At 63.3% G+C, this 18999-nt stretch carries 17 protein-coding genes and 1 pseudogene; 12 read left to right on the top strand and 6 right to left on the bottom strand.

The window, feature by feature from the left end; translation table 11 throughout:
* The first annotated feature begins 7 nt into the window (after window positions 1-7).
* The 10 genes from JN279_RS11205 to JN279_RS11160 all read left to right on the top strand — a co-directional run bounded on the left by JN279_RS11205 (window position 8) and on the right by JN279_RS11160 (window position 11634).
* The gene (locus JN279_RS11205; protein WP_202352772.1) at window positions 8-1519 is read left to right on the top strand and encodes an aldehyde dehydrogenase family protein; all 1512 of its coding nucleotides are present in this window, start codon (window positions 8-10) and stop codon (window positions 1517-1519) included.
* A 58-nt stretch (window positions 1520-1577) separates the two neighbouring features.
* Window positions 1578-2831 (top strand): ABC transporter substrate-binding protein, encoded by a 1254-nt coding sequence (locus JN279_RS11200; RefSeq protein ID WP_091577884.1) that lies wholly within the window; start codon window positions 1578-1580, stop codon window positions 2829-2831.
* A gap of 153 nt (window positions 2832-2984) precedes the next feature.
* Complete coding sequence (locus tag JN279_RS11195; protein WP_095199413.1) at window positions 2985-3935, top strand: carbohydrate ABC transporter permease; 951 nt, start codon at window positions 2985-2987, stop codon at window positions 3933-3935.
* Window positions 3932-4876, top strand: a complete 945-nt coding sequence (locus JN279_RS11190; RefSeq protein ID WP_202352771.1) for a carbohydrate ABC transporter permease — start codon at window positions 3932-3934, stop codon at window positions 4874-4876. The genes JN279_RS11195 and JN279_RS11190 overlap by 4 nt, the downstream gene beginning before the upstream one ends.
* Window positions 4877-4896: 20 nt before the next feature.
* Complete coding sequence (locus JN279_RS11185; protein ID WP_096449973.1) at window positions 4897-6012, top strand: ABC transporter ATP-binding protein; 1116 nt, start codon at window positions 4897-4899, stop codon at window positions 6010-6012.
* 76 nt (window positions 6013-6088) lie between these two features.
* Window positions 6089-7591 (top strand): FAD-dependent oxidoreductase, encoded by a 1503-nt coding sequence (locus JN279_RS11180; protein ID WP_202352770.1) that lies wholly within the window; start codon window positions 6089-6091, stop codon window positions 7589-7591.
* On the top strand, window positions 7588-8349 hold the full coding sequence (locus tag JN279_RS11175) for a 3-ketoacyl-ACP reductase (RefSeq protein ID WP_202352769.1): 762 nt from the start codon (window positions 7588-7590) through the stop codon (window positions 8347-8349). The genes JN279_RS11180 and JN279_RS11175 overlap by 4 nt, the downstream gene beginning before the upstream one ends.
* Before the next feature lie 12 nt (window positions 8350-8361).
* Window positions 8362-9990, top strand: a complete 1629-nt coding sequence (locus JN279_RS11170; protein ID WP_202352768.1) for a GMC family oxidoreductase — start codon at window positions 8362-8364, stop codon at window positions 9988-9990.
* A 12-nt stretch (window positions 9991-10002) separates the two neighbouring features.
* Window positions 10003-10320 carry a Dabb family protein gene (locus JN279_RS11165; protein WP_202352767.1) on the top strand — a complete coding sequence of 106 codons (318 nt, stop codon included), beginning with the start codon at window positions 10003-10005 and terminating at the stop codon, window positions 10318-10320.
* Between the two features lie 90 nt (window positions 10321-10410).
* Window positions 10411-11634, top strand: coding sequence for an MFS transporter (locus tag JN279_RS11160; RefSeq protein WP_202352766.1), 1224 nt, complete (start codon window positions 10411-10413; stop codon window positions 11632-11634).
* Here the strand turns inward: JN279_RS11160 and JN279_RS11155 are convergent.
* The 3 genes from JN279_RS11155 to JN279_RS11145 form a co-directional block, all read right to left on the bottom strand.
* Window positions 11631-12476 carry an EamA family transporter gene (locus JN279_RS11155; protein WP_202352765.1) on the bottom strand — a complete coding sequence of 282 codons (846 nt, stop codon included), beginning with the start codon at window positions 12474-12476 and terminating at the stop codon, window positions 11631-11633. The genes JN279_RS11160 and JN279_RS11155 overlap by 4 nt on opposite strands.
* A gap of 7 nt (window positions 12477-12483) precedes the next feature.
* Complete coding sequence (locus JN279_RS11150; RefSeq protein WP_202352764.1) at window positions 12484-13392, bottom strand: endonuclease/exonuclease/phosphatase family protein; 909 nt, start codon at window positions 13390-13392, stop codon at window positions 12484-12486.
* A 215-nt stretch (window positions 13393-13607) separates the two neighbouring features.
* Window positions 13608-15161, bottom strand: a complete 1554-nt coding sequence (locus JN279_RS11145) for a cation:proton antiporter (RefSeq protein ID WP_202352763.1) — start codon at window positions 15159-15161, stop codon at window positions 13608-13610.
* Between the two features lie 124 nt (window positions 15162-15285).
* Here JN279_RS11145 and JN279_RS11140 point away from each other — a divergent pair, with 124 nt between their 5' ends.
* Window positions 15286-15912, top strand: a complete 627-nt coding sequence (locus JN279_RS11140) for a glutathione S-transferase family protein (protein WP_202352762.1) — start codon at window positions 15286-15288, stop codon at window positions 15910-15912.
* Between the two features lie 42 nt (window positions 15913-15954).
* Window positions 15955-16063, top strand: a pseudogene (locus JN279_RS38915) (ClpX C4-type zinc finger protein); the annotation flags it as partial.
* Between the two features lie 104 nt (window positions 16064-16167).
* Here the strand turns inward: JN279_RS38915 and JN279_RS11130 are convergent.
* Genes JN279_RS11130 through JN279_RS11120 form a run of 3 tightly spaced genes read right to left on the bottom strand, consistent with a single transcriptional unit; the run spans window position 16168 to window position 18951 of the window.
* Window positions 16168-17232 carry an ABC transporter ATP-binding protein gene (locus tag JN279_RS11130; protein WP_096449995.1) on the bottom strand — a complete coding sequence of 355 codons (1065 nt, stop codon included), beginning with the start codon at window positions 17230-17232 and terminating at the stop codon, window positions 16168-16170.
* A gap of 16 nt (window positions 17233-17248) precedes the next feature.
* Window positions 17249-18040 carry an ABC transporter permease gene (locus tag JN279_RS11125; RefSeq protein ID WP_202352760.1) on the bottom strand — a complete coding sequence of 264 codons (792 nt, stop codon included), beginning with the start codon at window positions 18038-18040 and terminating at the stop codon, window positions 17249-17251.
* Window positions 18037-18951 (bottom strand): ABC transporter permease, encoded by a 915-nt coding sequence (locus JN279_RS11120; protein WP_096449999.1) that lies wholly within the window; start codon window positions 18949-18951, stop codon window positions 18037-18039. Before JN279_RS11120 ends, JN279_RS11125 begins: the two co-directional genes overlap by 4 nt.
* Window positions 18952-18999: the final 48 nt, after the last annotated feature.

Here is an 18999-nt window from a genome sequence, read left to right as displayed (position 1 = left end):
AGTCCTGATGAACGCACCTCTCAACATCGCCATGCCCGCCGAGGCGTCAGCCGCGCCGAAAACCTATCGGTTGCTGATCGATGGCAAGCATGTCGATGCCCGCGACGGCCGCACGCTGGAGCGCAAAAGCCCGGGCCATGGCTTCACCGTTTCGCGCTATGCACAGGCCGGCGAGGCCGAGGTGGAAGCGGCCGTGCAGGCCGCGCACAAGGCGTTCGAGACCGGCCCCTGGCCGCGCATGAAGGCCTCCGAGCGCGCCGCGATCCTGTTCAAAGCGGCCGACCTGATCGAGGCGCGGCTGGAAGACATCGCCCGGCTCGATGCGCTGGAATCCGGCAAGCCGATCGCCCAGGCGCGCGGCGAGATCGGCGGCGCCGTCGACATCTGGCGCTATGCCGCCTCGCTCGCCCGCACACTGCATGGCGAGAGCTACGCCAATCTCGGCGACGCCATGCTGGGCGTTGTCGTGCGCGAGCCGATCGGTGTCGTCTCGATCATCACGCCATGGAATTTCCCGTTCCTCATCGTCAGCCAGAAACTGCCTTTCGCGCTCGCCGCCGGCTGCACGGCGGTGGTCAAGCCCAGCGAAATGACCTCGGCCTCGACCTTCGTGCTCGGCAACATCCTGATCGAGGCCGGCCTGCCCGCCGGCGTCGTCAACATTCTCGCCGGTCTTGGTGCCGATGTCGGCGCGCCGATGGTCAGCCACCCCCTGGTCGAGATGGTCTCCTTCACCGGCTCCACCCGCGTCGGCAAGATGACCATGGCGTCGGCCGCCCAGTCGCTGAAGAAGGTCTCAATGGAACTCGGCGGCAAGAACGGCCAGATCGTCTTCCCAGATGCCGACCTCGAGGCCGCCGCCGACGCGGCGGTGTTCGGCGGCTTCTTCAATGCCGGCGAATGCTGCAATGCCGGCAGCCGGCTGATCGTGCACGAGGCGATCGCCGACGATTTTCTTGCCGCTGTGAAGGCACTTACGTCGAGAGTAACGGTGGGAGATCCACTGGATGATCGAACCAAGGTCGGCGCGATGATCTCGTCCGACCATCTGGCCAAGGTAACGGATTACGTTGCGGCAGCGGCAGGCCAAGGCAGCAACGTCTATAGCGGCGGCAAGCAGCTGGCCTCCAATGCCGGCCAATATCTCGACCCGACGATCTTACGCGACGTCACCGAGAACATGGCGATTGCGCGTGAGGAAGTATTCGGACCGGTGCTCTCCGTGCTGACTTTTGAAACGATTGAAAAGGCGTTGCACATCGCCAACAACACGCCCTATGGTCTGTCTGCGGGCGTGTGGAGCGCCAGCATCGACACTTGCATGTCGGTGGCGCGTGGGGTGCGTTCTGGGACGGTTTGGGTGAACACATTCATGGAAGGTTATCCCGAGCTGCCTTTCGGAGGCTACAAGCAGTCCGGTCTCGGACGCGAACTCGGCAAACGCGCCGTCGAGGATTATACCGAGGAAAAGACAATCCAGTTTCATCGCGGCCAGCGCACCGGATGGTGGGTCGGCTGAGTTTGGAAGAACCCGGTGGGCTTCCACCGGTCGTGTAATGCAACAAGGGAGGAAGTACATGTTGCGCAAATTGCTTATCGGAACGGCTCTTGCGACGAGCTTTGCGTTCTCGGCGCATGCCGCGGACGTCAAGGAAGTGCAGATGTTGCATTGGTGGACGTCGGGCGGCGAAGCGGCTGCTCTCAACGTGCTGAAGGGCGATCTGGCCAAGGAAGGCTATGCCTGGAAGGACGTGCCGGTGGCCGGCGGTGGCGGCGACGCTGCCATGACCGCGCTGAAGGCGATGGTCGCGGCCGGCAACTATCCGACCGCCTCGCAGATGCTCGGCTACACCGTGCTCGACTATGCCGCGGCCGGCGTCATGGGCGACCTGACCGAAACGGCGAAGAAGGAAGGCTGGGACAAGTCGGTTCCGGCGGCCCTGCAGAAGTTCTCGGTCTATGAAGGCAAGTGGGTTGCCGCTCCGGTCAACGTCCACTCGGTTAACTGGCTGTGGATCAACAAGGCCGTCATGGACAAGATCGGCGGCACCGAGCCGAAGACCTTCGACGACTTCATTGCCCTGCTCGACAAGGCCAAGGCTGCTGGCGTGATCCCGCTCGCTCTCGGCGGCCAGAACTGGCAGGAAGCCACCATGTTCGACTCGGTCGTGCTGTCGACCGGCGGACCTGAGTTCTACAAGAAGGCCTTCAACGACCTCGACGACGCTTCGCTTAAATCCGACACGATGAAGAAGTCGTTCGACAATTTGGCCAAGCTCGTCACCTATGTCGACCCGAACTTCTCGGGCCGCGACTGGAACCTTGCCACCGCCATGGTCATCAAGGGCGATGCCCTTGTGCAGGTCATGGGTGACTGGGCCAAGGGCGAGTTCCACGCCGCCAAGAAGACCCCGGGCACGGACTTCCTGTGCTATCGCTTCCCGGGCACCGACGGCTCCGTGATCTACAACTCCGACATGTTCGGCATGTTCAACGTTCCGGACGACCGCAAGGCCGCCCAGGTCGCGCTGGCCACCGCCACACTGTCGAAGAGCTTCCAGTCGGCCTTCAACGTCGTCAAGGGTTCAGTTCCCGCCCGTACCGACGTTCCGGACACCGACTTCGACGCTTGCGGCAAGAAGGGTATCGCCGACCTGAAGGCAGCCAATGACGGCGGCACGCTGTTCGGCTCGCTCGCCCAAGGCTATGGCGCGCCTCCGGCGGTCGCCAATGCCTACAAGGACGTCGTTTCGAAGTTCGTCCATGGTCAGATCAAGACCTCGGACGAGGCCGTGACCGAACTGGTCAAGGCGATCGACGACGCCAAGTAAGCGCCAGTCAGCAAACACCTTCCCCGCTTCGGCGGGGAAGGTTTTCATCTCAGGATTGGCCGGCTTGAACACCATGCCGACCAAAGACCCGTATGCACGGGCCGCCTTGCCGCCTGACGGCAGAGCACGGACGACCCGAAGCGGGAGGAGCTCATGAGCACGGTAGCAACAAGCCAGATCAAGCTGACGCCGGAGCGGTCGCGCCCCTCTGTGCGCTCGCGCCTGCAGGACGCCTTGCCGAAGATCGTGCTGGCGCCGAGCTTCGCCATCACCATCGTCTTCGTCTACGGCTTCATCCTGTGGACGATCTATCTGTCCTTCACCAATTCCAAGACCTTCCCGTCCTATGTCATCACCGGCTCGCGCGCCTATCAGCGGCTGTGGGGCTGGACCTTCGACACCGACCCGCCATCGAGCTGGTACACGTCGATCACCAATATGGGCATTTTCGGCTTTCTCTACATCCTGATCTGCCTGGCGCTCGGCCTGTTCCTGGCCATCCTGCTCGACCAGAAGATCCGCGGCGAAGGCGTGCTGCGGCCGATCTATCTCTACCCGATGGCGCTGTCCTTCATCGTCACCGGCGTCGCCTGGAAATGGTTCCTCGATCCCGGTCTCGGCCTCGAGCAGACGCTGCATCAGTGGGGCTGGACGAGCTTCCATTTCGACTGGATCAAGAACAAGGATTTCGTCATCTACACCGTGGTCATCGCCGGTGTCTGGCAGGCCTCCGGCTTCATCATGGCGATGTTCCTGGCTGGCTTGCGCGGCATTGACGGCGAGATCATGAAGGCGGCGCAGATCGATGGCGCCACCACCTTCCAGCTCTACCGACGCATCGTCATCCCGCTGCTGCGGCCGATCTTCCTGTCGGCCTTCATCGTGCTCGCGCACCTCGCCATCAAGTCTTATGACCTTGTGGTGGCGCTGACCTCAGGCGGCCCCGGCGGTTCGGCCTGGCTGCCGTCCAACTTCATGTATGAGTACACGTTCAAGCGCAACGAGATGGCCGTCGGTTCGGCCAGTGCGGTGATCATGCTGATGACCATCGTCGCCATCATCGTGCCCTATCTCTATTCGGAACTGCGGGAGAAGCCGCGATGAGCGCTGTCGCCACCCCTGCCCGCCAGGCCGCCGGCGGCATCAACACCAGGATCGTCAACCGCGTCGTCATCTACGGGCTCTTGGCGCTGTTCGCGCTGTTCTACCTGATGCCGCTGTTCGTCATGCTGGTCACCTCGTTCAAGACCATGGACGAGATCCAGAACGGCAACATGCTGGCGCTGCCCAAGGCGCCGACCTTCGACCCCTGGCTGAAGGCCTGGGGCGAGACCTGCGTCGGCCTCACCTGCGCCGGCATCAAGGGCTATTTCTGGAACTCCATCAAGATGGTGGTTCCCGCCGTGCTGATCTCGACCATGCTCGGCGCGCTGAACGGCTACGTGCTGACCAAATGGCGGTTTCGCGGCGCGACGCTGGTGTTCGGCCTGATGCTGTTCGCCTGCTTCATCCCCTTCCAGTCGGTGCTGCTGCCGATGGCGACGATCCTCGGCAGCGTCGGTCGCTTCGGCGTGACGCTGCAGAACTCGGTCGGTACCAGCTTCGGTCTCGGCAATTCGACGGTCAATCTCGTGTTCGTGCACGTCGTCTACGGCATCGGCTTCACCACTTTGTTCTTCCGCAATTACTACGAGGCCTTCCCGACCGAATTGATCAAGGCCGCACAGGTCGACGGCGCCTCCTTCTTCCAGATCTTCCGCCGCATCATGCTGCCGAACTCGATGCCGATCTTCGTCGTCACCGTCATCTACCAGTTCACCAACATCTGGAACGACTTCCTGTTCGCCTCGGCTTACGCCGGCACCGGCGACGCCATGCCGATGACGGTGGCGCTGAACAACGTCGTCAACACCTCGACCGGCGTCGTCGAATACAACGTCAACATGGCGGCCGCGATGATCGCGGCTCTGCCCACCCTGATCGTCTATGTCGTCGCTGGCCGCTATTTCGTGCGCGGGCTGATGGCGGGCGCGGTCAAAGGCTGACCAATTCAGAAGGAACGACCATGGCTTTTCTGGAAATTGACGGGCTGAAGAAGCGTTTCGGGAATGTTGAGATCCTGAAGGGCATCGATGTCGAGCTCGAAAAGGGCGGCTTCCTGGTGCTGGTCGGTCCGTCCGGCTGCGGCAAGTCCACGCTGCTCAACACCATCGCCGGCCTGGAGCAGATCACCGAGGGTGAAATCCGCGTCGACGGCCGCGCCATCAACGATCTGCACCCTTCAAAACGCGACATCGCCATGGTGTTCCAGAGCTACGCGCTCTATCCCAACATGACGGTGGCCGGGAACATCTCCTTCGGCATGGAGATGCGCGGCGTACCGGCCGACGAGCGCCAGAAGGCGATCGACAAGGTGGCCAAGGTGCTGCAGATCGGCCACCTCTTGCAGCGCAAGCCGAGCCAGCTTTCCGGCGGCCAGCGCCAGCGTGTCGCCATGGGCCGGGCGCTGGTGCGCGACCCCAAGCTGTTCCTGTTCGACGAGCCGCTGTCCAACCTCGACGCCAAGCTGCGCGTCGACATGCGCATCGAGATCAAGCGCCTGCATGCCACGACAGGCACCACCATCGTCTACGTCACCCACGACCAGATCGAGGCGATGACGCTGGCGACCAAGATCGCCGTCATGCGCGACGGCGAGGTGCAGCAGTTCGGCACGCCGGCCGAGATCTACAACAACCCCACCAACCTGTTCGTCGCCGACTTCATGGGCTCGCCGGCGATGAACCTGATCCCGGCGACCATTGCCACCTCGGGCAATGCGCTGTCCGTCGTGCTGCAGCGCGAGGCGCGCGAGCCGATCACGCTGCCGATGGCCAGTGCGCCGGCGGGCCTCTCGGCATTCCAGGGCAAGCCGATCATCTTCGGCGTGCGGCCGGAAGCGCTGACCGATCCGGAAGGCGCTGAGCGCAACGCCTCGAACATCGCCACCGCCGACCTGCACATCGAGGTCGTCGAGCCGGCGGGTTCCGACACTTTCGCGGTCACCAATCTCGGCGGCAAGGGCGTGGTGGCACGGTTGCGCGCCGACGCCAACATCCAGCCGGGCACCAGCACGCCGCTCGCCTTCAACCTGACCAAGGCGGTGTTCTTCGATCCGGCGACCGAGAACCGCATTCGCTAATGTATGTCGCCCAAAAGTGGATCCGGTTTTGGGGCAACGACATGCATCAAAAGCGCGCCAGGACGCGATTTAGGCTATGACAAATCCGGACATCGTCATCATCGGCTCCGGCATTGGCGGCGCCACGATCGCCTCCGGTCTGGCCGGCAGCGGCGCCTCGATCCTGATGCTGGAGCGTGGCGAACCCTTGCCGGCAACCCCGCATGCCCGCGACACGCGCTCGATCTTCGTCGACGGCCACTACCGGCCAAAGGAGATGTGGCGCGAGGCCGGCGGCGCTGCCTTCAACCCCGGCAACTACTACTATGTCGGCGGCAATTCGAAATTCTACGGCGCGGTGCTGATCCGCTACCGCAAGGAAGATTTTTCGGCCATGGAGCACTTTGGTGGTGTCTCGCCCGCCTGGCCGTTTCCCTACGAAGAGTTCGAGCCCTGGTATTCCAGGGCCGAGCAGCTGTTTCGCGTGCGCGGCGCGCTGGGCGAAGATCCGACCGAACCGTTCCATTCGATCCCCTACGCCTTCAAGCCGGTGCCTGACGAGGCGCCGATCGCGCGAGCCCGCGCCGAACTCAAGGGGCTTGGCCTGCATCCGGCCTCACTGCCGCTCGGCGTCGACATCGACACCTGGCTCAGGGAAGGCCGTACCGGCTGGGACGCTTTCCCCAACACCGGCCAGGGCAAGATGGACGCCCAGACAGCACCACTGGCGGCAGCGCTCAGGGACACCAACATCCGGATCGAGACCGGCTGCTACGTCGAGTATCTCGAGGCGGCGCCCGATGGCAAAAGCATCGTCGCGATCCACTACCGCCAGAATGGCGAGGCGAAGAAAGTCACGCCAAAACTGATCATCCTGTCGGCCGGCGCGGTCAATTCCGCCGTCATCCTGCTGCGCTCGCCCTCATCGGATGGCAAAGGCCTCGCCAACCGCTCCGACCAGGTCGGCCGCAATTTCATGAACCACAATTCCAGCGCCATGCTGGCCATCGATCCGCGCCGCCGCAACGATGCCGTCTACCAGAAAACGCTGATGCTGAACGACTATTATCTCTCCGACGGCAAGGGCGGCAAACCGCTCGGCAACGTCCAACTGCTCGGCAAGATCGACGGCAACATGCTCAAGGCCAATGTGAAGACGATGCCGAAATTCGTGCTGGATTACATGGCCGGCCACGCCGTCGACTGGTACCTGATGTGCGAGGACCTGCCCGATCCCGAAAGCCGCATCATGGTCGACGGCAAGGACATCGTCATGCAGTGGCGCCGTTCCAACATGCAATCGCTTGACGGCCTGACCAAGGTGATGCGCGAGAACTTCCGCGCCTGCGGTTATCCCATCGTGCTGTCTCGCCCCTTCGACAAGCGCACGCCATCGCACCAATGCGGCACGGTGAAAATGGGCGACGATCCTGCAACCTCCCCGCTCGATCCGTTCTGCCGGTCGTTCGACCACCAAAACCTGTTCGTCGTCGACGGTAGTTTCTTGCCGAACTCAGCCGCCGTGAATCCCGCGCTGTCGATCGCCGCGCAGGCGCTGCGCGTCGCTGATCATATCCGCAAGACAGAGTTGGCCGCATGACCCGCCCCGCGGCCATCGTCACCGGCGGCGCGCGCGGCATTGGGCTGGCTTGCGCCGAGGCGCTGGCCGATGCCGGCTTCGACATTCTGGTCGCCGACCTTGCCGAACAGGCGCCTGACGGGCTCGCCGAGAAAATCACAGCGGGTGGCGCGAAATTCGCTTATGTCAGCTGTGACATCGCCAATCTCCACAGCCACGCCGCACCCGTCGATGCCACCATGCGCGCCTTCGGCCGCATCGACTGCCTCGTCAACAATGCCGGCGTCGGCGCCGTCGTGCGCGGCGACCTTCTGGAGCTGAAGCCAGAAAATTTCGACCGCGCGCTGAACATCAACCTGCGCGGCACGGTCTTCCTGAGCCAGGCCGTCGCCAAGGCGATGCTTGCGGCCCCTGGCGATCACCCAAAATCGATCATCACCATCACCTCGGTGAGCGCCGAAATGGCCTCGCCGGAACGCTCCGAATATTGCATCTCGAAGGCCGGGCTTTCCATGTGGGTGAAGAACCTGGCGCTGCGTCTCGCCCCTGAAAACATCGGCGTGTTCGAGGTCCGGCCGGGCATCATCCGCACGGACATGACGGCAGGCGTGACCGCCAAATACGATGCCTTGATCGACAGCGGCCTGGTGCCGGCCAAGCGCTGGGGCGAGGCCTCCGACATCGGCGCGGTGGTGGCGACGCTTGCCGCCGGCAAGCTCGGCTTTTCGACCGGCTCGATCATCAATGTCGACGGCGCGCTCTCCGTGCCGCGACTGTAAGTGGATGAGACAATGACCGACTACATCATCGTGGGCGCCGGTCCGGCCGGCTGTGTTCTGGCCAACCGGCTGAGCGAGGATCCCGGCAATTCCGTGCTGCTGCTCGAAGCCGGCGGCAAGGACTGGCATCCCTACATCCATATGCCCGCCGGCTTCGCCAAGATGACCAAGGGCATCGCGTCCTGGGGCTGGTCGACCGTGCCGCAGAAAAACATGAAGGACCGCGTCTTCTGGTACACGCAGGCCAAGGTGGTCGGCGGCGGCTCCTCCATCAACGCGCAGATCTACACGCGCGGCAACGCCCGCGACTACGACGCGTGGGAGAAGGAAGAGGGCCTCGCCGGCTGGGGCTATCGCGACGTGCTGCCGTATTTCAAGCGCGCCGAGAACAACCAGCGCTACGCCAACGACTTTCATGGCGACCAGGGCCCTCTCGGCGTGTCGAACCCGATCTCGCCACTGCCGATCTGCGAGGCCTATTTCCGCGCCGGCCAGGAGATGGGCATCCCTTTCAATCCGGACTTCAACGGCGCTGCCCAGGAAGGCGTCGGCTATTATCAGCTGACGCAGAAGGACGCACGACGCTCGTCCGCTTCGGTCGCCTATTTGAAGCCGATACGGGCGCGCAAGAACCTCACCGTCAGAACCGACGTGCTGGTGACCCGCGTCGTCGTCGAGAAAGGCCGCGCGACCGGCGTTGAGGTCGTTGACAGGCCCGGCGGCGAGAAGAAAATCCTGCGCGCGGAGCGCGAGGTGATCGTCTCGTCCGGCGCCATCGGCTCACCAAAACTGCTGATGCAGTCGGGCATCGGCCCCGCCGACCACTTGAAGACGGTGGGCGTCACCCCGGTGCACGACCTGCCCGGCGTCGGCTCCAACATGCAGGATCATCTCGATCTGTTCGTCATCGCCGAATGCACCGGCGACCACACTTACGACAATTACGCCAAGCTGCACCGCACGGCCTGGGCCGGCCTGCAATATCTGCTACTGAAGAAGGGGCCGGTCGCCTCCAGCCTGTTCGAGACCGGCGGCTTCTGGTACGCCGACCCGACCGCCGCCTCGCCCGACATCCAGTTCCATCTCGGCCTGGGCTCCGGCATCGAGGCCGGCGTCGAGAAGCTGAACAATCCCGGCGTCACTTTGAACTCGGCCTTCCTGCGGCCGCGCTCGCGCGGCACGGTGCGGCTGAAGAGCGCCGATCCGGCCGACCACCCGCTGATCGATCCCAACTACTGGTCCGATCCCTATGACCGCGCCATGTCGATCAAGGGCCTGCGGCTGGCGCGCGAGATCATGCGGCAGAAGGCGCTTACGCCCTACGTGCTGCGCGAAGTGCTGCCCGGCCCGTCGCTCGCCAGCGACGACGAACTGTTCGACTACGCCTGCCGCACGTCAAAGACCGACCATCATCCCGTCGGCACCTGCCGCATGGGCCATGACGAAATGGCCGTGGTGACGCCGGATTTGCGGCTGCGCGGCATCGAAGGTCTGCGTGTCTGCGACGCCTCGGTGATGCCGCGTGTGCCCTCCTCCAACACCAATGCCCCGACCATCATGGTTGGCGAAAAAGGCGCCGACCTGATCCTCGGTCGCGAACCGCTGCCGCCGGCCGTGTTTTCCGGCAACCGGGCTGCTTGAGGGGAAAAGAAAATGATCAGGCACTGTGTCTTCGTCCGGTTTCGCAGCGATGTTCCCGACAGCGAGCGCGCGGCGATCCATACCGACCTCGAAACGCTGCGCTCTGTTATCGACGGCATGGACACCGTCCAGTTCAGCGTCAATGTCAGCCCGGAACCATTCGCGCGCGGCTTCAGCCATGGCTTCACCATTGACTTCCGCGATGCCGCCGCGCGCGATGCTTATCTCGTGCATGAAGCCCACCAGCGCGCCGGCGCCCGGCTGGTCGCCGCACTCGAAGGTGGCACCGATGGCTTGATGGTCTTCGACCTCGACCTTACGAAAAAGTGACCGCCGGTTCTTCGAAAGCCGGCTGATCGCTGTTCTCTTTTGCAAGCAGGGCGACATATCGTTCCTTTGGGGGCAGCAAAGGAGGACGCATTGAATCTCACTGCCGAGCAGAAGAAAACCGTTCTGGCCTCGTTCCTGGGCTGGACGCTCGACGCTTTTGATTTCTTCCTTTTGACGTTCCTGCTCACCGATATTGCGAGTGAATTCCACACCGATGTCCCGGCAGTCTCAAAGGCACTGTTCCTGACCTTGGCGACGCGCTTCATCGGCGCGTTTTTCTTTGGCATGCTCGCCGACAAATATGGGCGCAAGCCCATCCTGATGCTCAACATCGTCAGCTATTCGGTGATCGGCGCGCTCGCTGCCTTCTCGCCCAATCTCGGCATCTTTCTGGCCCTGCGCGCGCTATTCGGCATCGCCATGGGTGGCGAATGGGGGCTCGGCAGTTCGCTCGCCATGGAATCCATCCCGCCAAGCGCCCGCGGCATGGTCTCGGGCATCCTGCAATGCGGCTATCCGGCAGGCTACCTCCTGGCGGCGGTGGTCTATGGCCTGCTCTACCAGCAGACGATCGGCGGCTACACCATCGGCTGGCGCGCCATGTTCCTGCTCTCTTTCGTGCCGGCGCTGATCGTGCTCTTCATCCGCTCGCACGTGCCGGAATCGCCCGCCTTCGTCGAAGCGCGGAAATCCGTCAGGCCGGGGCTGCTGGAAACGCTGCAGAAGCACTGGGGTGTGGCGCTCTATGCCGTCGTGCTGATGATGTTCTTCAACTTCTTCAGCCATGGCACGCAGGACCTCTACCCGACCTTCCTGAAGAAGCAGCACGGCTTCGACCCGCATACAGTCAGCTGGATCACCATCGTCGCCAATCTCGGCGCCATTGTCGGCGGCCTGACATTCGGCGCGCTGTCCGAGAGGATCGGCCGCGTCAATGCCATTACCCTGGCCTGCCTGATCGCTCTGCCGGCTATTCCACTGTGGGCCTACAGCTCGACGCCCTTCATGCTCGCCATCGGCGCCTTCGTCATGCAGATCGCGGTCCAGGGCGCCTGGGGCGTCATCCCGGTGCATCTCAACGAACTGTCGCCCGGCACGGTGCGCGCCACCTTGCCTGGCTTCATCTATCAGGCCGGCAATCTCGCCGCGTCCTATGGCGGTCCCTACCAGGCAGGCATCGCTGAAGCCGCGGGCGGCAGCTACGGCTACGCGCTGGCGCTTTTCGCCGGCGTGGTCGCGGTCTGCATCATCGTCGTCATCCGCTTCAGTCCGGAACGGCGCGGCCAGGTGATGACGGTTCTGGAGCAGGGCTAACCCATCCGGAGCGCAATAACTCCAGCAACGATGCTGAGCGCGGCGGCGGCGCGCCAGCCCGTCATCTTCTCGCCGAGCGCGTAGACCGAGATCAGCATGGCAAACAGGATCGAGGTCTCGCGCAGCGACGCCACCGAGGCGATCGGCGCCTTGGTCATCGCCCACATCACGATCCAGTAAGCAGCGCCGCTGAGCACGCCGGTGAACAGCCCGGCCTTCCAGTCGCGCGCCAGCACGGGCAGCGACCGCGGCCCGCGGAAGACCACGCAGAGCACCAGCGCCCATGCCGCGTCGCAGACGAACAGCCAGGCCGCGTAGCTTTGCGCCGTCGCCGCCAGCCGGGCGCCGCTGCCATCCGACAGTGTGTAGCTGGCAATGAAGATCGACGTGCCGAGCGCAAAGCCGACCGCGCGAAGATTGAACCGCTCCAGATGTACGCCGCCGCGAAACGACATCACCAGTGTGCCCGCCGACAACAGAAGGATGCCGAGAATGGCAGATGGCGCCGGCACCTCGTGCACCACCACGATGCCACCAAGCGCTGCCAGCAGCGGTGCCGTGCCGCGCGCCAGCGGATAGGTCTGGGCGAAATCGCCGGCCTTGTAGGCGCCGATCAGGAAGGTTCGGTAGCCCATGTGGAAGACCACCGAAGCGAGAATGAATGGCCAAACCTCGGCCTTCGGGAACTCGACGAAAGGCAGCACGAACAGCGCGGCGAAACCCATGCCCAACGTCATCAGCGTGATTGAAAGGAAGCGGTCGAGATGGACCTTGACCAAAGCGTTCCAGATCGCGTGCATGGCGGCGGCGGCAAGCACCGCAAAGAAGACGAAAAGCGTCATTTCGGCCTTATCGACCTCCCGAGCCGAGCGGCGTTTCGAGATCGATGTCGATCCGGACAGGGAAATGGTCGGACGCCACCTCGCCTATGCCGGATGCCACCGACTGCACCCGCCCGGCGAACACCCCGCCGACGAAACAATGGTCGAGCCGGCGCTTTGCCAGCCTGCCGTCGATGATTTTCTCATGGGTGTGGAAATCACCCGCCGGTTCGATCGCGACGGCGGCGGCATCGACAAAGCCGTCGAGATAGGCAGCGCCGCGATGATAGGGCGTGCTGCCGACGATGCGGCGATATTCGGCGCTGCCCGGCTCCATGTTGAAATCGCCCATCCAAATCGCCGCCAGCGGATTTTCCGGCTCGGTCTCGCCGCTGGTCCAGTTGCGCGAAGGCTCGTCGTCCGTACCGCTCCATGGCCCGCCCTCGGACGGCGCGCGGCGATGTTCGGCCAGCAGATAGTCGATCTGCTCCAGCCGCTCCTCGGCGGCGATATGGGCGAGATGCAGCGAAAACACCCGCACCGGGCCGGCCGGCGTGCGGATCATGCATTCGAGCGCGGCATTGCGGGTGTTGAGTGGCCTGAGCGTCCGGCGCATCGGCAGTGCGTGCAGCCGTGACCAGACGATCGGCAGCTTCGACAGCACCATGGTGCCGAACTGCCGGCGCCGGCTGACCAGGCGGCCGTCCCGCCGCTCGCTGGCATCCATGTCGAAGGCCGGCCCGTAGACCCAGTGATACCAGGGCAGCAGGCGCGACAGCAGTTCCGGCTGGTCGTCGAAATTGCTGCGCTCCCAGTGCCGCTCCACCTCCTGCAGGGCAATGATGTCGGCACCGTCGACGATCCGCGCGGCGCGCGAAAGATCGTAGCGGCCGTCGCTGCCGAACCCGTACTGGATGTTGTAGCTGACCAGCTTCATTGCTTACCCGGCTCACCTTTGGTGATGGCAGTAGCGGCTCAGTGGATTGCTTGCAATGTGCAGGAGAATGGAACCGGCTTGTGCCAGAAGCCCTTCCCCGACGCTGCTGCGCGATCATGCACCGATTCCGGACCGCTCCGGTATCCTCCGCACGCTGGAAAACGCCGCGAGGCGCCTTAGGGACACCGGCGGCTGAGGTCTGACGATGAGCCGTCCTAATAGGTCGTCAGCGGCTGGAACCGGCCCGCTGGCGACGCGGCCAGTTCTGCCCAGTCGATCTCTTCTTCCAGCCGGTGATAGGCCTCGTCGCCGATCGTGCCGTTGCTGCGCAATTCCTCCAGCGTGTCGCGCTGGCGGTCGATGGCATAGAGGCGCAGCCGGTCGTATTCGGTCGCGGCTTGAGCGTCCTCCGGGTTTTCCGCAACGACACGCTGAGCCTCGTACTGCTCGCGCACGACAGCCGCCGCGGCCGAGGTCTTGCGGCTCAGCACGTCGAGTGCCGCCTGCATGATGGCGACGCGCGCCTGCGCCACCTCATTGTCGACTGTCCTGTCGGGATCGAAGTTGAGTATCCGCAGCAAAGGCTTAAGCGTCATCCCCTGCAGCACCAGCGTGCCCAGCACCACCGCGAAGGCGGCAAGCACGATCGGGTCACGTCCGGGAAAGCCGGCCGGCAGCGCGATGGCCACCACCAGCGTCACCAGCCCGCGCATGCCGCACCAGCCGACGAGCACGGCGCCGCCAAAGGTCGGCAAATCCCGCTTTTTGTCTTCGCCGCCGAAGCGGGCAAACCATCGTATGATCGCGACATAACTCGCCACCCAGACGAGACGTGCCACGATGACGACGACCAGCACCGTCGCGGCGAAAAGAAAGGCTTGGCCTTGCCCTTCGCCGGAAAGCCGGCCGACGATCGATCGCGCCTGCAGGCCCATCAGCACGAAAGCCAGCACGTTGAGCACGAACACCGCCGACTCCCACACCGAATAGGTGCTGACGCGCCGCCTTGCCGAAATGCGGCGCGGCGCCCTGCGCGCAAGGGTGATGGCGTAGACGACGATGGTGATGATGGCGGAAAGACCGAGCTTGTCGGCCAGGATCCACACGCCGAACGTGCCGGCGAACTGCACGACAGTGCTGCTCGCCGCATCTTCGATCCGGGTGAGCGTCAGCAGCGAGAAGCGGCCAAGCACATAACCCGCGATCAGGCTGCCTATGGTCGACAACAGGATCGTCGGAATGGCGTTGCTCAACATGATCGAGCCGAGCGCGGCCGAGACCGCCAGCCGATAGATCAAGAGCGCGGTGGCATCGTTGAGCAGGCTCTCGCCCTGCAGGATAGCGGTGATGCGGTGCGGCACCTTGAATTGCCCAAGCACGGCTGATGCCGCCACCGCATCCGGCGGCGCGACGATGGCGCCAAGCGCGATCGCCGCGGCGATCGGCAGGCCGGCCATCTTCCAGCCAACGAAGGCAACCACGACAGTGGTGAAGACCACGGCGCCAAGCGCCAGCAATAGCAGTGACAGCCGGTAGCGCTTCAGGTCGCGCAGCGAGGTGTCATAGGCGGCATCGAGAAGCACCGGCGCGATGAACAGCGCAAGCGCCAGTTCCGGATCGATCTCGATCATCGGCGCGCCAGGCACGAAGGCAATGGCGACCCCGGCCAGGGCCAGCAGGGACGGATAGGGAACCTCCAGCCGCCGCGACAGTGCCGTCAGCGCAACGGCCGTCAGAAGCAGGATAAGGGTGAGTTCAAAAAGAGCCATGGGCGGTTACTTCAATGGGACGGGAGTGCCGGTGCAAATATTCGTGCAGGATGCGGTGGATTGGCCATCAAACTCAAGCCCTCTGGCCGTACGCCTCAACCGCCTCCTGCCGTACAAGACCGGTATGATCCTCATCGGCCAATATGACTCGCCTTTCGTGCGCCGTGTCGGCATCGCGCTGACCCTGTATGGCATACCCTTCGAGCACCGTCCGTGGTCGGCCTTCGGCGATGCCGACAAGATTCGGCCCTACAACCCGCTGACGCGGGTGCCGACATTGGTGCTGGACAATGGCGAGGTGCTGATCGAAAGCCATTTGATGCTGGACTACCTCGACGGCCTCGTCCCGGGCGAAAAGAGGATGTTTCCGACAGCGGAACCGCTGCGTCATCAGGCGCTGAAAATCTCAGCTCTGGCCACCGGGCTCGGCGACAAGGCGGTCAGCCTGTTTTACGAGAAGCGGTTGCACGAGAAGGTCTCCAACGTCTGGGCCGGGCGCTGCCGCACGCAAATCGAGACCGTGCTTGCCGTGTTGGAAGCCGATCGTGCCGAGCGGTCGACGCCTTACTGGTTCGGTGACCGCATCGGCCATGCCGACATCGTGGTCGCCGCCGTGCTGCGTTTCATCGGCGAGGCGCATCCAGGGCTTGTGTCGCTGGCCGACTTTCCGGCGCTAAACACTCACGCCACGCGGATGGAAGCGCTGGTGGTCTTTCAGGAGATCTCGCAGCCCTTCATCGCGCCGGCTTGAAGGGTCTAAGATCCATCTGCAGAAGGCTTGAAGGACTGCGCTATGGCACCCGAACCGCACTGCTCGTTTTGTGGAAAATCCCAAGCAGAGGTGCTGCAGATAATTGCAGGCCCAGACGCCTTCATTTGCAATGAATGTGTTCAGATGTGCGTCGAGATCGTCGCAACCCAAAATCCCGATTGGCTGGACCAGCATCGCCAGTTTCTGACGACGCTACCCTCGAATTCTCGATATTGAACGCACCGCCAGGCGAGATCAGTGCAAGACCAGCATGTCGTCCGATGAGAACGAAATCTCGGCCTTCTCGCCGACGGCGGGCGGCGGTGTCGCCGGGCTGTTGAACGTGTCGAGCGACACCGTGTTGCCGCCGATGCCGACGCGAACGCGGATCACCGAGCCGAGGAAATGCACTTCGGAGATCTCGCCGGACAGGCTGGAATCGCGACCGGGCTGACGGCCGAGCGAAATCGCTTCCGGCCGCAGCGCCAGCGACAGCGTATCGCCGGACTTGGATCCGTTGAGCTTGCCCTTCAGCGAGACCTGTTCGGAATTGACCCGCACCGTGCCAGCCGCCGCGTCGGTGACGGTGCCTTCCAGCACATTCAATGTGCCGACGAAATTGGCGACGAACTTGGTCGCTGGGCGGTTGTAGATTTCGAACGGCGTGCCAACCTGCTCGGCCTTGCCGCCATACATGACCGCGATGCGGTCGGAGATCGACAGCGCCTCTTCCTGGTCATGGGTGACGAAGATGGTGGTGATGCCGAGCTTCTTCTGAATGGACCGGATTTCTTCACGCAGCGAGACACGCACCTTGGCATCCAGCGCCGAGAGCGGCTCGTCGAGCAGCAGCAGCTTCGGTTTCGGCGCGATCGCACGCGCCAGCGCGATGCGCTGCTGCTGGCCGCCCGAGAGCTGGTAGGGATAACGGTCAGCCATTTGCGGCAGCTTGATGATACCCAGCATCTCGGTGACACGGGCGTCGATTTCCGCCTTGGGCATGCCGGCGACCTTCAGGCCGAAACCGATGTTCTGCGCCACGGTCAGGTTCGGAAACAGCGCATACGCCTGGAACACCATCCCGACATTGCGCTGATTGGGCTTCAGCCTCGTAATGTCCTTGCCGCCAACGACGATCTTGCCGGCGCTCGGCTCCTCGAAGCCCGCGACCATGCGCAGCACCGTTGTCTTGCCGCAGCCGGATGGTCCGAGGAAAGAGACGAATTCACCACGTTCAACGTCGAGATTGAAATCCTCCACCACCGTGGTGGCGCCGAAGGATTTTCGAACGTGCTGGATGGAGAGGAACGGGTCGGCCATGGTGTTGTTCTTTCGATCAGTTCGGGCGGTTCGCCGATTTCGGCGCGAAGCGAGACAGGATCTGGATCAGCGACATGCAACCCCAGGTGATGGCGAAGGCAATGATAGCAAGCGCTGCCGGTTCATAGGCGCGGTTGGCGCCGATGTTCTGCAGATACGGGCCGAAGGCCGGCCGGTTGAGCAGGCTTGCCATAGTGAATTCACCAATGACAATCGCGAAGGTCAGGAACGCACCCGACAACACCGCGATCAACACGTTGGGCAGGATAACACGGGTGACGATCGTCCCCCAGCCGGCGCCGAGAATCTGCGCCGCTTCCGTCAGCGTGCGCACGTCGATGGTGCGAAGTCCTGTATCCACCGCGCGGTACATATAGGGCAACGACAGTGTGGCATAGCCGATAACCAACAGGGCATTGGTGCCCGTGTCGGTCGCCAGGAACGGCAACGGCGAATTCGAGCCATACATTCTGATGTATCCGAAGACGATGACGATGGCCGGGATGACCAGCGGCAGCAAGGTGATGAACTCGACGATGGGGCGCAGCTGCGGCAGGCGCAGCCGGATCCAGTAGGCTGCGGGCACCACGATCAGCACGCCGAGAATGATGGTGAAAACGGCGGCAAGCACCGAATAGCCGAATGTCGCCTGGAAGCGTGCGTCGCCCAGCACGACCTTGTAGGCATCAAAGGAGTAGACGCCGCGCCGCATGCGCATGGAGAACTCCACTGTCGCGATCAGCGGAATGAAGAAATAGGCCGCGCCCAGCGCGAAGACGACCCAGGCCCAGAACCTGCCAGCCTTCATTTGAGCCACCTCTCGGAACGGGTGCGGAACCAGATGTAGAAGACATTGGCAAGACCGGTGATGACGATCATGCCGAAGGCTATGGCATAGCCGAGATGGGCATTGTGCAGCACGTCGCCACGGATCTGGGCATAGAGCAGGATCGGCACGATGTTGAGCGACGAGCCGGTCAGCGCATAGGCGGTGGCGATGGCGCCGAAGGCATTGGCGAACAACAGGATCACGGTGCCGAGGAAGCTCGGCCAGATCACCGGGATGACCACCATGCGCCAGTACTGGGACATGGTCGCACCCAGCGTTGCGGCGGCCTCGCCCCACTCCTTCTTCAGCCCGTCGATGGCCGGCACGATGATGACCACCATCAGCGGAATCTGGAAGTAGACATAGGTCAGCGTCAGTCCCCAGAACGACAGGATGTTGAAGCCATGCGCGTAGATGTTGAGACCGAACAGCGTGTTCAGAATCACTGTTGCAAGGCCGAGCCGGCCGAGTGTGGCAAGGAAGGCGAAGGCCAGCGGCACGCCGGCAAAATTCGAGGCGACGCCGGAAAACGTCAGGGTCGCGGAGCGTATCCAGTCTGGCAGGCCGCCACGCACGATGGCAATGGCAATCGCCAAACCCGCAAAGGCGCCAATCAGCGATGAAGCAAGGCTGACCTTGATCGAAATCAAGTAGGCGGCAACGATCGACGGCTGCGCCAATGCAACTATGTTTTCGAGTGTGAATTCACCAGCATCGTTCTGGAATGCGCCCAGCATCAGATAGAGCGTGGGCAGGATCAGGAACATTATGGCGAAGATGAAGAAGGGCGCTACACCGAGCCACTGGGTCGGCAGCCTCATGCTGCGCGCCTCGGCGGGAGGCGCGGTCTTCCCGGAAACAGCGTGGTCGGACATTGAGATATCGGTCATGCGCCGGCTACCGTCTTCGAGAGAAAGAACCGGGCGGCCGTGAAGCCG

The sequence above is a fragment of the Mesorhizobium sp. 113-1-2 genome (genome assembly GCF_016756475.1).
In the GTDB taxonomy this organism is placed as follows: Bacteria; Pseudomonadota; Alphaproteobacteria; order Rhizobiales; family Rhizobiaceae; genus Mesorhizobium; species Mesorhizobium loti_C.
Note: the sequence above shows the minus strand (reverse complement) of the source record. Positions and strands in the feature narration are given on the sequence as shown.